We start from the raw sequence: 15212 nt of genomic DNA, 5'->3' as shown, positions 1-15212 counted from the left end.
GTGCGCCTACTGTGCCCCGGATTCCACCAGTTTGCCAGCCTCCAGCCGCACCGCCCGATCCATGCGCGCAGCAAGTTCCAGGTTGTGCGTGGCGATCAGCGCTGACAGCCCCGTGGACCGCACCAATCCCATCAGCGCATCGAACACCCGGTCGGATGTTTCAGGGTCCAGATTGCCCGTGGGTTCATCCGCCAGCAGCAGTTTGGGGTTGTTGGCCAGCGCGCGGCAAAAGGCGACGCGCTGCTGTTCGCCCCCCGACAGTGCGGCAGGCCGATGCCCCGCCCGCGGGGCGATCCCCACGGTGTCCAGCAACGACAGCGCACGCGCCCTGGCATCGGACCCGGTGGCCCCGTTGGCCAGTTGCGGCAGGACGATGTTTTCCAACGCGGTGAATTCGGGCAGCAGATGGTGAAACTGATAGATGAAACCCACATCATTGCGCCGGATCGTGGTCCGTCTGCGGTCGCTCAGGCCCGTGACGTCCTCGCCACCGATCTGCACCCGACCTGCGTCGGCCACGTCCAGCAGACCCGCGATATGCAACAGCGTGGATTTGCCGGCACCCGAGGGGGCGACCAGCGCCACGACCTCGCCCGGGGCGATGGTCAGCGAGGCGCCGTCCAGCACGCGCACTTCGGACGGTTTGCCGTGGTTGTAGCCCTTGGTCAGGCCCTCCAGCGTCAACACGGGGTCATTCATAGCGCAGCGCCTCGACAGGGTTCATGCGGGCCGCACGGCGCGCGGGAAAAATCGTGATGACCCAGCTCAGCGCAAGGCTCAGCGCGATCGTCGCCACCATGTCACCCCATTCGAGGATCGCATCGGGAAAGAAGAAGCCCTGCGCCTCGAGCCCGCTGACGCCGTTGCCGGACACCTGGTCCACCAGCGCATAGACATGCGCGATGTTGAGAGAAAACACGACACCCAGCAGCACGCCGCACAGCGTGCCGATCGTCCCGATCGAGGCCCCGACAATAAAGAACACCCGCAGGATCGAGCCCTCCGTCAGGCCCATGGTGCGCAGGATACCGATGTCGCGGCCCTTGTTTTTCACCAACATCACAAGGCCAGACACGATGTTCAGCGTGGCGATCAGGACCAGCAAGGACAGCAGGATGAAGATGAAATTGTCCTGCATGTTCAGCGCGTTGTTGAAACCTGACAGGCGCGATTTCCAGTCCGAAAGCAACGCATTTTCACCCGCGGCAGCCGCGATCTGCGGGCCTATCTCATCGACGGCGTCGGGGGTTTCCAGACTGACCTCGATTTCGTCGGCGACACCGTCGCGGTTGAAAAACAACTGCGCCTCGTCGAGCGGCATGTAGATGCGGGTGCGGTCGATCAGATCCAGCCCCGCGCGGAAGATATACACAACCTCGAACGCACCGGTGCGCGGCGACGTGCCCATGGCGGTCCGCACGCCATTGGGCGAGATGATCCGGATGCGGTCGCCCACGGTCACGCCCAGTTCCTGGGCCACGCCCCAGCCAATGGCGATGCCTTCGTCAAAGCGGTCAAGCGTGCCGCGGGCCTCGTCGGGGCGTTGCGCCACCAGCGGAATTTCGTTCAGGTCGTCGGCGGAGATGCCGAAAACCTCGACCCCGGCATTGCCGTTGCCGCGGTTGGCCATGACCTGCGCGCGCACCAGGGGGGCGGCGCGCAGCACACCCGGCACTGCGGCGATCCGGCCGGCCAACTGGTCGTAGTCCGCAATCAGGTAGGACACGATATCTGTGCCCGCGACGGTGTTCTGCTGATAGACGGTCACATGGGCATTGGCCCCCAGCATCGTGTCGATGAACTGCGCCCGAAATCCCGTCCGCAGGGCCAGCGTCGCAATCAGCGCAAAGACCGCAAGCGTAATCCCGATCAGGCTGATCCACGTCATGACGCTGACGCCGCCCTCGGCGCGTTTGGCGCGGATATAGCGCCAGGCGATCATCCACTCGAAGCGGGCAAAGGGTGCGGTCGTGGCCATGGTCGGTCCCAATCTGGTGGTCGCGCGGACCTTGGAGGTATTTCGCAGGCCGCGTCAATGCAACCGGGTGTGATCGGCATCGGCGTTGGATGGGGCGCTGCCCCGCCGCTGCGCGGCCCCCCGGGATATTTCAAACCAGAAGAAGACCTAGGCGCGGGTCTTGCGAACGCCGCCCAGTGTGGGGGCGGTCCGGGCGGCGGACGGTGTCAGCCGGGGTTCCCTGCGGGTCTGCGGTGCTGCGCGCGGGCGGCGGCGGAACAGTGATGCGAGGCCGCGCAGGCCAAGGGCTGCGACCAGCCAGCCAAGCGCACCACCGATCGCCCCGCTTGCGGCACCTGCAACCGTCAGCGGCAGCGCAGGTTCGAAATCGGCCCAGGCCGCCTGAACCGTTGCGGGATCACTGACGCGTGTCACCAGCGCGATGCGCCCCACAGGGCTGGCCGCGCGCAGACGCGCCAGATCATCGCTGAGCACCGCATGACGCCGGAATGTGCGGCGCATGTCATCCTGGCGGTCGGTCAGGAACGGTGTGCCGGTCATCTGGTCCAGCGCCTGCGTCCGTGTCAGCCCCGCACGCATCGCTGATGCCTCGAAATCGCCGACCACGACGCTGAGCGCGTCGACCTGCCCCGCCAGCCTTTGCAGGTAGGCCTGCGTAAAGGCGGGATATTGCGAACAGGCGGCCGCACCCGCAAGCGCACAGGCCAAGGTGACGCTGCGCCAGATCATCGGCGCAGCCATTCAGATACCATAAGTGTCATCTGCTGCCTCTTTTTTTCAGACAGCATACAGGGGCACGCGGCACCTGTCACCGTTTGCGTCAGATGCCGCCGTAGATCGCCTTGATCCTGGCCACGGCATCGGAGACGGACATTTCTTCGGCCTCGCCGGTGCGCCGGCAAGTCAATTCCACCACACCGTTCTTGACGCCGCGGGGGCCGACCGTGATGCGCCACGGCAGGCCGATCATGTCCATCGTGCCGAATTTTGCGCCCGCCCGTTCGTCCCGGTCGTCATAAAGCGGATCCAGACCCGCTGTCTGAAACTGAGCGTAAAGATCGTCGCAGACGGAATCGCACCCCGCATCGCCCACACGCATGTTCAGGATGCCCACGTGGAACGGTGTGACGCCCTCGGGCCAGATGATGCCCTTGTCGTCGTGGCTGGCCTCGATGATGGCGCCCAGCAGGCGGCTGACGCCGATGCCATGTGACCCCATGTGGACCGGCACGCTGTCGCCGTCGCGGGTCTGGACCGTGGCGCCCAGCGCCTCGGAATACTTGGTGCCGAAATAAAAGATCTGGCCGACCTCGATGCCGCGTGCCGTGCGGCGGCGTTCCTCTGGCACCTCGGCAAACAGGGCCGCGTCGTGCGTTTCATCGGTGCGCGCATAGCGCGAGGTGAATTCGTCCATCACCGCCTGACAGGCCGCGCGGTCATCGAAATCGATCTCGCGGTCGCCAAAGGTCAGATCGGTGATCTGGCTGTCGTAGAACACCTCGGATTCACCGGTCTCGGCCAGGACAAGGAATTCATGCGTGTCATCACCACCGATGGGACCCGAGTCCGCCCGCATCGGGATCGCCTGAAGCCCCATGCGTTCGTAGGTTCGCAGGTAGGTCACCAGATGACGGTTGTAGGCATGCAGCGCGTCCTCTTTGGTCAGGTCAAAGTTGTAGCCGTCCTTCATCAGGAATTCCCGGCCGCGCATCACGCCGAAACGCGGGCGCACCTCGTCGCGGAATTTCCACTGGATCTGATACAGGGTCAGCGGCAGGTCCTTGTAGCTGTTGACGTTGGCGCGAAACACGTCGGTGACCAGTTCCTCTGCCGTGGGGGTGAACAGCATGTCACGGCCGCCGCGGTCCTTGACCCGCAGCATTTCGTCGCCATAGGCGTCATAGCGCCCGCTTTCGCGCCACAGGTCTGCGGATTGCATGGTGGGCATCAGCATGGCCAGATGGCCCGCGCGCGCCTGTTCCTCGTGGACGATCTGCTCGATCCGGCGCAGCACCTTGTAACCCATCGGCAGCCAGGAATAGATCCCGGCGCTGGCCTGCTTGATCAGGCCTGCCTGCAACATCAGCCGGTGGCTGACGATCTGCGCCTCACGCGGGGTTTCCTTGAGGACGGGCAGGAAATAGCGGGACATGCGCATGGGTCGGTGATCCTTCACTCAAGGGTTATTCGGTGATCCGTGTAATGGGCGCGCCAAACCGCCGCAAGCGCTGCGTGGCTTGCGCCAGAACGCCACCTGCGCCATTTAGGAGGCGCACCAGACAGAAAGAGCCCGCCATGCCCCTGACACCGCGCCAGCAAGCGACCTACTGGGGGATCGCCATCGTCGTTTTCCTGCTCGCGCTCTTTGCGTTGGGCAATGTCATCATGCCGTTTCTGCTGGGCGGTGCGATTGCCTATGTGCTGGACCCGGTCGCGGACCGGTTGCAGAAACTGGGGCTTAGTCGGGCGCTGTCCGTTGCGATCATTTCGCTGGTGGCGCTGCTGCTGTTCGTGCTGTTGATCCTGCTGGTGATCCCGACGCTGATCCGACAGGCAAACGATCTGGTGCAGATTGCGCCGACCCTGTTCGAAAACCTGCAAACCTGGCTTGCGGCACGGTTCCCTGACCTGCTGGTCGAAGGCAGCACGATCCGCACGCAGCTGGACAACATCGGGGCGATGATCCAGTCACGCGGCGGGCAACTGCTGGAAACCGTGTTGTCGTCGGCCTTGGGTCTGGTGAACGTCGTCGTGTTGCTGGTCGTCGTGCCTGTGGTCGCGATCTACCTGCTGGTCGACTGGGACAACATGGTCGCCCGCATCGACGAGATGTTGCCGCGCGATCATGTCGGCACGATCCGCACACTGGCGAGCCAGATCGACCGCACGCTGGCCAGTTTCATCCGGGGTCAGGGCCTCGTGTGCCTGATCCTGGGCACCTATTATGCGATCGCGCTGGCGCTGGTGGGGTTGAACTTTGGCCTTGTCGTCGGGGCCGTGGCAGGCGCGCTGACCTTTATTCCCTATGTCGGTGCCGTCGTGGGCGGCGGGTTGGCCATGGGCCTTGCGCTGTTCCAGTTCTGGGGCGACTGGCCGTGGATCATCGCGGTCTACGCCATTTTCCAGTCGGGTCAGTTCGTCGAAGGCAATATCCTGACGCCGAAACTGGTGGGGTCCTCGGTCGGCCTGCATCCGGTCTGGTTGCTGTTCGCGCTGTCGGTCTTTGGGTCGTTGTTCGGATTTGTCGGCCTGCTGGTCGCCGTGCCTGTGGCCGCTGTGATCGGGGTTCTGGCGCGCTTTGTCCTCGACCGCTATCGGCACAGCACGCTCTACCGTGGCACGTCAAAGGATTGAGCCATGGCCGAGCAGCTGATCTTTGATTGGCCGGTGGGTGTCTCGCTCGAGGCGGCGGATTTCTTTGTCTCGCGGGCGAATGAAACCGCGTTTCGCATGGTCCGCGACCCGGCCCGCTGGCCGCAAGGCAAGCTGCTGCTGGTCGGTCCCGGCGGCGCCGGCAAGAGCCATCTGTCGCGCGTCTTTGCAGCAATGCAGGGCGCGCGGATCGTGACGGCAGACGCCATCGCAGGGCTGTTTCCCGATACCGCCCTCGTGGTCGAAGGCGTCGACAGCCTGACACCGGACCAGGAACCGGACCTGTTTCACCTGCACAATCACATGATCGCGCACGGTCTGCCGCTGCTGATGACCGCGCGCAGCCTGCCGGGCACATGGGGCATCGTCCTGCCCGACCTCAACAGTCGGATGCAGGCAACAACCCCGGTGCGCATCGCCCCGCCCGACGATGCCCTGCTCGAGGCGCTGTTGATGAAACTGTTTGCCGACCGGCAGATCCTCGTGCCGCCCACGCTCCCCCGTTACCTCGCGTCGCGCATCGACCGGTCCTATCTGGCTGCGCAGCGCATCGTGGCCGCACTGGACAGTGCAGCACTTGCCAGCGGCAAATCCGTCAGCACCCGCATGGCGGCCACCCTTTTGGAACAGGACGCTACCCATGGCTGATGACTGTCACACGGACGCCATGGAAGGCCGCGATACAGCGCCAATGACTCAGGCAGATTTCCTTACCTCCCCGCTTCCCGACCCTGTCACGCTCGACATCGACCTGACCGGCCCCCACCGCTTTGTGAACCGTGAGCTGTCGTGGATCGGTTTCAACATGCGCGTGCTGGAAGAGGCGGAAAACCCCCGTGTACCCCTGCTGGAACGGCTGCGGTTCCTGTCGATCTCGGCCACCAACCTGGACGAATTTTACACTGTCCGCGTCGCGGGTCTGCGCGAACTGGCACAGGCGGGCAATACAACCCCGGCGATGGACGGGCTGACACCCGTGGAACAGCTGGCGCTGATCGATTCCGCGGCGCGCGATCTGATGGCGCGCCAGCAGACCATTCTCGACACGCTGACCACTGAAATGGCGGCTGCCGGTATTGCACTGCTGAATGCAAATGACCTGTCCAAGGCCGACATCGCCTTTCTCGAGGAATTCTTTCTCGATCAGGTGTTTCCCGTGCTGTCACCGCTGGCGATTGACCCCGCCCACCCGTTCCCGTTTCTGCCGAACGAAGGTTTTGCGTTGGCGCTGCAACTGGAACGCAAGAACGACAAACGGTCGTTGCGCGCCTTGCTGCCGGTACCCGCACAGATCGCCCGGTTCGTGCGCCTGCCGGGCGAGGGCCACCGTTTCATCCCGCTCGAGGAGTTGCTGCTGCAATTTGTCGGGCGGCTCTATCCGGGCTATGGCATCAAGGGGCATTGCGCCTTCAAGGTGTTGCGTGACAGTGACCTCGAACTCGAAGAAGAAGCAGAGGATCTGGTCCGGGAATTCGAAACAGCACTGAAACGCCGCCGGCGTGGCGAGGTCGTGCGGCTCAAGATATCTGCAAATGCCCCCGCGGGCCTGCGCGACCTGATCATGGACGCCCTGCCCGTGACCGAGGCCGAAATCGTCGCCGTCGACGGTCTGATCGGCATCGCCGACCTGTCGGAACTGGTTCTGGACGACCGCCCGGATCTGTTGTGGCCGCCGTTTTCACCCCGTGTCCCAGAACGGGTGCAGGACCACGAGGGGGACATGTTTTCCGCCATCCGGCAAAAAGACATGCTGCTGCACCACCCCTATGAGACATTCGACATGGTGGTGCGTTTCCTGGCACAGGCCGCACGCGACCCCAATGTGGTGGCGATCAAACAGACGCTTTACCGGACCTCCAAACGGTCGCCCATCGTCGAGGCCCTGTGCGAGGCCGCCGAGGACGGCAAATCCGTCACGGCGCTCGTCGAGCTCAAGGCCCGTTTCGACGAGGCCGCCAACATCCGCCAGTCACGCAGGCTGGAACGGTCGGGCGCACACGTCGTCTATGGTTTCCTGAACCTGAAAACCCACGCCAAGATCAGCACCGTCGTCCGGCGCGAGGGCGACCGTCTGGTGACCTATACGCATTTCGGCACGGGCAACTATCATCCGATCACGGCCAAGATCTATACCGACGTATCGCTGTTCACCTGTGACGCGAAACTTGGCCGCGATGCGAACAAGGTGTTCAACTACCTGTCGGGCTACGCCCAGCCCGAGGCGCTGGAAAACCTGTCCATCGCACCGATCGACCTCAAATCCACGATCCTCACCCGCATTTCCGAGGAAATCGGCTATGCCAAGGCCGGCAAACCCGCGGTCATCTGGGCCAAGATGAACAGCCTCATCGAAACCGACGTGATCGACGCACTCTATGAGGCTTCGCAGGCGGGGGTCCGGATCAATCTGGTCGTGCGCGGGATCTGCGGCCTGCGGCCCGGCGTCGCCGGGCTGTCCGAAAACATCCGCGTCAAATCGGTGGTGGGACGCTATCTGGAACATTCGCGCATCGTCTGTTTCGGCGGGGGTCAGGGCCTGCCCAACAAAAAGGCGCGGGTCTACATCAGCTCTGCCGACTGGATGAGCAGGAACCTCAACCGACGGGTCGAGACGCTGGTCGAGATCACAAACAACACGGTCAAGGCCCAGATCGTCAGTCAGATCATGGCGGCCAATCTGGCCGATGTCGCACAAAGCTGGATCATGCAGCCAGATGGCAGTTTCGCGCGGGCAACCATCGCCGACGGTGAATTCGCGTTCAACTGTCACCGGTTTTTCATGGAAAATCCGTCGCTCTCGGGGCGGGGGTCTGCCGGTGCGTCCGATGTGCCGCAGTTGACCCACGACGACGACTGACCCGGTCGGGTCAGGCGTTGACAGCGGCCCTTCATATCCCGATTGATGGGGTCCGACCAACGGGGATGCGGACCAATGACCGAAACCGAAACCGAGGCCACGATCGACTGGGGCCCGTTTGGCCGTCCATTGTTCGACGGTGAATCGGCCCAAAGCCTCAAACGGGTCGGCGTCGTCGACGTGGGCTCGAACTCGGTTCGTCTTGTGGTCTTTGACGGCGCGGCACGCAGTCCCGCCTATTTTTACAACGAAAAAATCATGTGTGCGCTGGGGGCGGGCCTGTCGGAAACGGGGCACCTGAACCCCGAGGGCCGCGTGCGCGCCCTGTCCGCGATCCGCCGCTTTGCTGCATTGGCCCAGGGAATGGGCTGCGGCCCGCTGACCGCCGTCGCCACCGCCGCCATGCGCGAGGCCAGCGACGGTGCGGATTTCCGGGCAGAGGTCGAACGCGAAACCGGCGTGAAACTCTGGGTCATTTCCGGCGAAGAAGAGGCCCGCCTGTCCGCGCAAGGTGTCCTTTTGGGATGGCCCGGCAGCTATGGTCTGGTCTGCGATATCGGCGGGTCCAGTATGGAACTGGCCGATCTGGCCGAAGGCCGCGTTGGCCGCCGCGTGACCTCGCCCTTGGGCCCGCTGAAACTGCGCGAGATCAAGGGCGGCACCAAGGCGGTAAAGGCCTATATCAAAACCGTCGTGGCAGACCTGCACGACCAGATGGACAACCAGACGGGTATGCGCCTGTTTCTGGTCGGCGGCAGCTGGCGTGCCATCGCCCGTGTCGACATGGAACGCCGCGGCTATCCGCTGACCGTACTGCACGAATACCGCATGACCGCACGCCGCATCGGGGCCACCGCAGACTATATCAAGGCATCCGACCTGCAGGATCTGCGCGCCCGTTGCGGCATTTCCGACAGCCGCATGTCGCTGGTGCCCCTGGCGGTGCTCGTGCTCAAGGAACTGGTGCGCGTGTTCAAACCCAAGGATGTGGCGATTTCGTCCTATGGTATCCGCGAAGGCATGCTGTTCGAACAGATGCCCCGCGAATTGCGCGAACGCGATCCCCTGATCGAGGCCTGCCGCTTTGCCGAGGCCAAGGATGCCCGCCTGCCCGGCTTTGGCCGGTTGCTGTACGATTTCATCAAACCGCTGTTTCCCCGCGCCAACTGGCAGCGCCTGCGCATCATCAAGGCCGCCTGCCTGCTGCACGATGTCAGCTGGCGCGCGCATCCCGACTATCGCGGTGAAATTACCTTTGACAACGCGACCCGCGCCAACCTGGGCGGACTGAAGCATTATGAACGGGTGCTGCTGGGGCTGGCCCTGATGAAACGCTATTCCGGCAAGACGCCGGACAGCCGTTTCGACGATCTGTTCGCGCTGCTCAATCCCGACCAGATGCGCGAGGCGGACATCATCGGCCGCGCCATGCGGTTCGGTGCGATGCTCTGGCTGGACGGAAACCGCCAGCCCGGGACATTCAAATGGAGCCCCAAGAACAAGGAACTGACACTGACACTGGACGAGGACGCGCGGCCCCTGTTCGGCGAGGTCGCGGAATCACGCCTGAACGCATTGGCACAGGCAATGGACGCGACCCTGACGGTCCGGTTCAAGCGTCACAGCTCCACATCACCCAACGCGTCCTCTGGCGGCACATAGGCGGGCGCATCCGGGGCGCGCCGAATGATGATATCGCCGTTCGGCAGGATTTCGGGATTTTCATAGTTACCGATATCGTCAATCCGGGACATGATCTCGGCCAGGGCCGGGCCCATTTCCTCGCGCAGCATCTGCAACGCGGGGCCCACGTTATCGGCCAGATCCTGCAATTCGCGGATCGCGGGGTCCGCCTCGCGCAGCAGACCGCGCAGGAACAGCTTGGCCCCCTCCTCGATCAGGTCGCGTCCGCCGGTATCGGTATCGGTCTCCGCCTCTTGGGCGACGGCAGGCAGGGTGGACAGGGTCAATACAGCAGCAAGGATGAGATGTTTCATACCTCAGACATGGGGGCTGCCACGTGATTTTCAATCACACCATCAGATCCAGCGTGACCGGGAAATGGTCTGACGCCAGCAACAAGGCCTCGCGCAGCGACGTATCTGCAAAAACCTCTGGATCATCAAAAGGATGCCAGATGCGCCATACAGGCTGCGTCGCACGCAAGGCAGGGCTGACCATGATGTAATCCAGCAGCGCCGACAGATAGGGGCCATCGTTCGGTCTGAACCGGGCCGTCGCAGGCCGCGCACCATTGCGGCTGCCCAAGGCCAGTTGCGCATGCGGGTCATGCAAAGGCATCCCGTCGCCTTGTGTCCCCAGCACGATTTCCACGCCGGATTGCCCGAATTCGACCTCGTATTCGTCCAGCCCCGGCCCGTCGTTGAAATCGCCCAGCACCACCAGCCGGGCCGCAGGATCGTCCCGCAACATCTGGTCCACCCGTCGGCGCAGCCACAGGCATTGCGACAGTTGCTTGCGCCGGTTGGCAACCCCGACACGGGCGCGTTCGGCCGCCGTATCGCCGTGGGCCGCCTTGGATTTGGCATGCACACCGATCAGCGACAGCGCTGCGCCGTTCCTTGGCGTATAGACCAGTTCCAGCGGCGGCTTTGACCAGACGGCATCGATGTCATGGCCGTTCAGCGTCACGGTCAGGGAACGGTCGAACCGGGGGGCCGCGTCGTCGGACAGCGGGCGGTGAACCGCACTGCCGCAGTCGGGATCGAACATCAGCGCGATTTCCTGCCGCGTGTCATTGGCAAAACCGATCAGGGCAGCGCGTTGTCGCAACCCGTAGTGGTCAGCGAAATGCCGCAGTGCCGCCGCCCCGCTGCGACGCGACGACGTATCGGGGGCCTCGATCACCATGATGGCGTCGGCGTTCATCGTCTGCAGGACATGTGCAATCGCATCGGCCTGATCGCGGCGGGTCACATCCCAGCGTTTCGACCAGCCGTCATCGCGCACCAGCGCGCCTGCGTCATCGAACAGCGCATCGAACCAGGCAACGTTCCACGTGGCCAGCCGCATCATGCGGTCCCGGCGTTGATCTGCTCCCATGCGCGGTTGATCGCGATCAGGCGTTTTTCAGCCAGCCGGACGGCCTCTTCGGGCACGCCGCGAGCCAACATGCGGTCAGGGTGTGTCTCGCGCACCTGCGCGCGCCAGGCGGCACGCACCTCTTCGATCGGTGCATCGGGCGAAACACCCAGCACATCATAGGCGTCGCGGTCCGCGTCAGCCACGAACTGCGCCCTGATCCGCGCGAACCGGCGATCGTCGAACCCGAATATTTCGGCCACCCGCGCCAGAAACGCATCCTCGGCCGGGTGATAGTCACCATCGGCCATCGCGATGTGAAACAGACCCTCCATCAGGTCCGACAGCGGGCCCTCGGCCCCACGAAACATCGACGCGATCTTGGTGGCATAGGCCTCGAACCCCGCGACATCGGTGCGCGCCATGTTGAACAATCGCGCGGCATGCGCCTCTTCTGAGGCCGGGATGTGGAACACCTCGCGAAAGGCCGCGACCTCGTTGCGGGTCACCTGCCCGTCCGCCTTGGCCATTTTGGCACCCAGCGCGATCACAGCGATGGTAAAGGCCACGGACCTGTCAGGCGGCGTGCGCAGCAGATCGAACACCGTCGCCAGCCCCTCGCCCGCGCGCAGGGCCGCCAATGCGTCAGAGATTCGGGACCAGAGCGACATACCCCGATGTCTACAACATCTTGGTCAAAAGAATAAGGTCGATCCAGCGATCGAATTTGCGCCCCACTTGCGGAAGGGTCGCGATTTTCACAAACCCCAGTTTTTCGTGAAAGGCCACCCCTGCTGGATTTTCGGCGCTGCACCCGGCCCATAGGGTATGGATGCCCGCGGCGCGTGCGTCTGCGCACAGCGCATCCATCAGTGATCGCCCCAGCCCCGCACCCCGCGCGGCGGGTGCCAGATGCACTGTGTGTTCCGCCGTATGGCGATACCCGTCACCGCCGCGAAACGGGCCATAGGTGGCAAAACCTGCGACCAACCCACCGGTTTCGGCCACCAGCACGGGGCGCGTGGCAATCAGATCAGCAATGGCCTGCGGTGTCTTTTCGATTGCGGTAAACGTGATGCCTGTCTCGCGGATGATCGGGTTCCAGATCGCGCAGATCGCCGCGGCATCGGCGCGGGTTGCGGCCCGGATCATCCCAGCGTCCTGACCCCGTCCCGCGTGCGGATCGTGGCCCGAAACCGTGGCGCACCAGCGGCATAGATCACCCGTGGGTCGTCCAAGGCCAGATCGCGTCCCAACGCCTCAGCCTGCGGGTGGTGCACCTCCCAGCCGATCAGGGTGCAGCCCCGGTCGGTCAGTGTTTCTGTCGGGTGCGCCACCCCGTCACCCCACCGGATCAGCGTGGGACAGGCCCCCTGCAGGGGCAGGCCGCCGTCATCGGGCACGGTGATGTCCCACCGCAACGCGCCGCGTTCCAATGGCACGATGGCACCGACGTCCGCAGGCGCATCCGCAATCGCGCCTTTCAGATCGTCCGTCCTGCAAATCCAGTTCGCACAGCGCGGCGGCCCGGCGAATGCATCCAGCGCGAACCACGCAGGGCGCGTGCGCTGCGCGTCCGGATCCAGCGCAATCACCTCGAGGTAGGTGTCGCCCAGCGCCAGCAGCGTGTTGTGCGTGCCGAAGGCCGCGTGTTTGCCCCCTGGCTGCAACGGCACGCCCAGCGTTTTTTCCACCCATGCCGTGCCTGCATCGAGGTCGGTACAGGCAATCGCGATATGGTCGAGGGTCAGCATTCAGGTGCGCGTCTCGCGGATCAGTTTCAAAATGTCCTGTGCGGCGACAGGGATGTTCGTGCCGGGGCCAAAGATCGCCTTGACCCCCGCATCATACAGGAATTTGTAGTCCTGCTGCGGGATCACGCCACCGCAGATCACAAGGATATCACCCGCGCCCGCGTCCTCCAGCGCCTTGATCAGCTTGGGGGCCAGTGTCTTGTGACCTGCCGCCTGCGAACTGATGCCGATGACGTGCACATCGTTGTCGATGGCGTCCTGTGCGGCCTCCTCTGGTGTCTGGAACAACGGGCCTACGTCCACGTCGAACCCGATATCGGCGAATGCCGTCGCGATGACCTTGGCCCCACGGTCGTGCCCGTCCTGCCCCATTTTGACGACCAGCATCCGGGGGCGGCGCCCTTCTTCGGTTGCGAAATCCTCGATGTCCTTCTGGATCGCGGCAAAGCCTGCGTCGCCTTCGTAGGCGGCACCGTAGACACCGGCCAGCGTCTTGACCTCGGCCCGGTGGCGGCCAAAGACGTCCTCCATCGCGCTGCTGATCTCGCCCACGGTCGCCCGCTGGCGTGCGGCCTCGACCGCGGCCTCCAGCAGGTTGCCGCTCTCACGGGCGCGGCGGGTCAGTTCGGCCAATGCAGCATCGCAGGCCGCCTGATCCCGCCCGTCACGCGTGGCCTTCAGCCGGGCAATCTGGCTGTCGCGCACGCCCGCGTTGTCGATATCGCGGATGTCGATCGGGTCTTCTTTGTCCTTGCGGTATTTGTTGACGCCGACGATGACCTCGGTGCCGCGGTCGATATTGGCCTGCCGGGTGGCGGCGGTTTCCTCGATCCGCAGTTTCGGCATGCCGGATGCGACGGCCTTGGTCATGCCGCCCAACTCCTCGACCTCTTCCATCAGGGCCCAGGCGGCTTCTGCCAGATCATGCGTCAGCTTTTCGACGTAGTAACTGCCCGCCAATGGATCGACGACCTTGGTAACGCCGGTTTCCTCTTGCAGGATCAGCTGCGTGTTCCGCGCGATCCGGGCCGCGAAATCGGACGGCAGGGCAATCGCCTCGTCCAGCGCGTTGGTGTGCAGCGACTGGGTGCCGCCCAACACCGCGCTCATCGCCTCGTAGGCGGTGCGCACCACGTTGTTGTAGGGGTCCTGTTCCTGCAAACTGACGCCCGAGGTCTGGCAATGGGTCCGCAACATGGATGATTTGGGGTTCTTGGGCGCGAATTCCTCCATCACGCGGAACCACAGCAGGCGCGCCGCGCGCAGCTTGGCCGCCTCCATGAAAAAATTCGTCCCGATGGCGAAAAAGAAACTAAGCCGTCCGGCAAAGTGATCGACATCCATGCCCGCCGCAATCGCCGCGCGCACGTATTCGCGGCCATCGGCCAGCGTATAGGCCAGTTCCTGCACCAGGTTCGCGCCGGCCTCTTGCATGTGGTAGCCGGAAATCGAGATCGAGTTGAATTTCGGCATCTGGTCGGACGTGTACTGGATGATGTCCGAAATGATGCGCATCGACGGTTCCGGCGGATAGACGTAGGTGTTGCGCACCATGAATTCCTTGAGGATATCGTTCTGGATCGTGCCTGACAGCACGGACCTGTCGTGGCCCTGCTCCTCACCCACCACGATGAAATTCGCGAGGATCGGAATGACCGCGCCGTTCATCGTCATGCTGACCGACACCTTGTCCAGCGGGATTCCGTCGAACAGGATCTTCATGTCCTCGACGCTGTCGATGGCGACACCGGCCTTGCCCACGTCGCCTTCGACCCGCGGGTGGTCACTGTCATAGCCGCGATGGGTGGCCAGATCGAATGCCACCGACACGCCCTGCTGACCAGCGGCCAGCGCCTGACGGTAAAACGCATTTGATTCTTCTGCCGTGGAAAACCCCGCGTATTGCCGGATCGTCCAGGGCCTGCCTGCGTACATCGTGGCCTTGACCCCGCGCGTGTAGGGGGCCGCACCCGGAATGCCGCCCATATGCGGCAGATCGGCCGTATCCTCTGCGGTATATAACGGTTTGACGGCGATCCCTTCGAGGGTATGCCACGTCAGATCGTCCAGGGACCGCCCGCGCAGTTCCTTTTCGGCGATCTTTTCCCATTCGGTTTTGTCAGACATGATGTGGCGCTCCTCTTCCTCTGCGCCATTCATGCCGCGACGCGGCGCAAAGGTCAAAAAGCTTGCGCTATCATCGTGCTAT

At 63.8% G+C, this 15212-nt stretch carries 14 protein-coding genes; 4 read left to right on the top strand and 10 right to left on the bottom strand.

Features of this window, described 5'->3' with window-relative positions:
- Nucleotides 1–6 precede the first annotated feature (6 nt).
- From LGQ03_RS09975 to proS, 4 genes are all read right to left on the bottom strand, one after another.
- Nucleotides 7–699 (bottom strand): ABC transporter ATP-binding protein, encoded by a 693-nt coding sequence (locus tag LGQ03_RS09975; RefSeq protein ID WP_226748278.1) that lies wholly within the window; start codon nt 697–699, stop codon nt 7–9.
- The gene (locus LGQ03_RS09970; RefSeq protein ID WP_226748277.1) at nt 692–1978 is read right to left on the bottom strand and encodes an ABC transporter permease; all 1287 of its coding nucleotides are present in this window, start codon (nt 1976–1978) and stop codon (nt 692–694) included. The genes LGQ03_RS09975 and LGQ03_RS09970 overlap by 8 nt, the downstream gene beginning before the upstream one ends.
- Before the next feature lie 147 nt (nt 1979–2125).
- On the bottom strand, nt 2126–2719 hold the full coding sequence (locus LGQ03_RS09965) for a DUF2937 family protein (RefSeq protein WP_226748276.1): 594 nt from the start codon (nt 2717–2719) through the stop codon (nt 2126–2128).
- 79 nt (nt 2720–2798) lie between these two features.
- A complete protein-coding gene (proS, locus tag LGQ03_RS09960; protein WP_226748275.1) occupies nt 2799–4136 on the bottom strand; it encodes a proline--tRNA ligase in 1338 nt (445 codons plus the stop codon).
- 137 nt (nt 4137–4273) lie between these two features.
- Here proS and LGQ03_RS09955 point away from each other — a divergent pair, with 137 nt between their 5' ends.
- The 4 genes from LGQ03_RS09955 to LGQ03_RS09940 all read left to right on the top strand — a co-directional run bounded on the left by LGQ03_RS09955 (nt 4274) and on the right by LGQ03_RS09940 (nt 9869).
- Nucleotides 4274–5332 carry an AI-2E family transporter gene (locus LGQ03_RS09955; RefSeq protein WP_226748274.1) on the top strand — a complete coding sequence of 353 codons (1059 nt, stop codon included), beginning with the start codon at nt 4274–4276 and terminating at the stop codon, nt 5330–5332.
- Between the two features lie 3 nt (nt 5333–5335).
- Nucleotides 5336–5998, top strand: coding sequence for a P-loop NTPase family protein (locus LGQ03_RS09950; protein ID WP_090159086.1), 663 nt, complete (start codon nt 5336–5338; stop codon nt 5996–5998).
- Nucleotides 5999–6041: 43 nt separating this feature from the next.
- Entirely contained in the window at nt 6042–8207 is a 2166-nt protein-coding gene (locus LGQ03_RS09945; RefSeq protein WP_226748469.1) for an RNA degradosome polyphosphate kinase, read from the top strand.
- Between the two features lie 75 nt (nt 8208–8282).
- Nucleotides 8283–9869 carry a Ppx/GppA family phosphatase gene (locus LGQ03_RS09940; RefSeq protein WP_226748273.1) on the top strand — a complete coding sequence of 529 codons (1587 nt, stop codon included), beginning with the start codon at nt 8283–8285 and terminating at the stop codon, nt 9867–9869.
- On the opposite strand, the gene LGQ03_RS09935 is transcribed toward LGQ03_RS09940, so the two are convergent.
- The 6 genes from LGQ03_RS09935 to scpA are packed head-to-tail and all read right to left on the bottom strand — an operon-like array spanning nt 9827 to nt 15130.
- Nucleotides 9827–10204: a hypothetical protein gene (locus LGQ03_RS09935; RefSeq protein WP_226748272.1), complete on the bottom strand. Its 378-nt coding sequence runs from the start codon at nt 10202–10204 to the stop codon at nt 9827–9829. The two genes, LGQ03_RS09940 and LGQ03_RS09935, sit on opposite strands and share 43 nt — an antisense overlap.
- A gap of 34 nt (nt 10205–10238) precedes the next feature.
- Entirely contained in the window at nt 10239–11243 is a 1005-nt protein-coding gene (locus tag LGQ03_RS09930; RefSeq protein WP_319004476.1) for an endonuclease/exonuclease/phosphatase family protein, read from the bottom strand.
- Nucleotides 11240–11920: a molecular chaperone DjiA gene (locus tag LGQ03_RS09925; RefSeq protein WP_056036870.1), complete on the bottom strand. Its 681-nt coding sequence runs from the start codon at nt 11918–11920 to the stop codon at nt 11240–11242. The genes LGQ03_RS09930 and LGQ03_RS09925 overlap by 4 nt, the downstream gene beginning before the upstream one ends.
- A 10-nt stretch (nt 11921–11930) precedes the next feature.
- Complete coding sequence (locus LGQ03_RS09920; protein ID WP_090159091.1) at nt 11931–12401, bottom strand: GNAT family N-acetyltransferase; 471 nt, start codon at nt 12399–12401, stop codon at nt 11931–11933.
- Nucleotides 12398–13003: a VOC family protein gene (locus LGQ03_RS09915; RefSeq protein ID WP_226748271.1), complete on the bottom strand. Its 606-nt coding sequence runs from the start codon at nt 13001–13003 to the stop codon at nt 12398–12400. The genes LGQ03_RS09920 and LGQ03_RS09915 overlap by 4 nt, the downstream gene beginning before the upstream one ends.
- Entirely contained in the window at nt 13004–15130 is a 2127-nt protein-coding gene (gene scpA / locus LGQ03_RS09910; RefSeq protein ID WP_226748270.1) for a methylmalonyl-CoA mutase, read from the bottom strand. It lies immediately after the preceding gene.
- Nucleotides 15131–15212: the final 82 nt, after the last annotated feature.

Source organism: Loktanella gaetbuli, assembly GCF_020531945.1.
In the GTDB taxonomy this organism is placed as follows: domain Bacteria; phylum Pseudomonadota; class Alphaproteobacteria; order Rhodobacterales; family Rhodobacteraceae; genus Loktanella; species Loktanella gaetbuli.
This window is presented reverse-complemented; position numbering and strand designations above follow the sequence as displayed.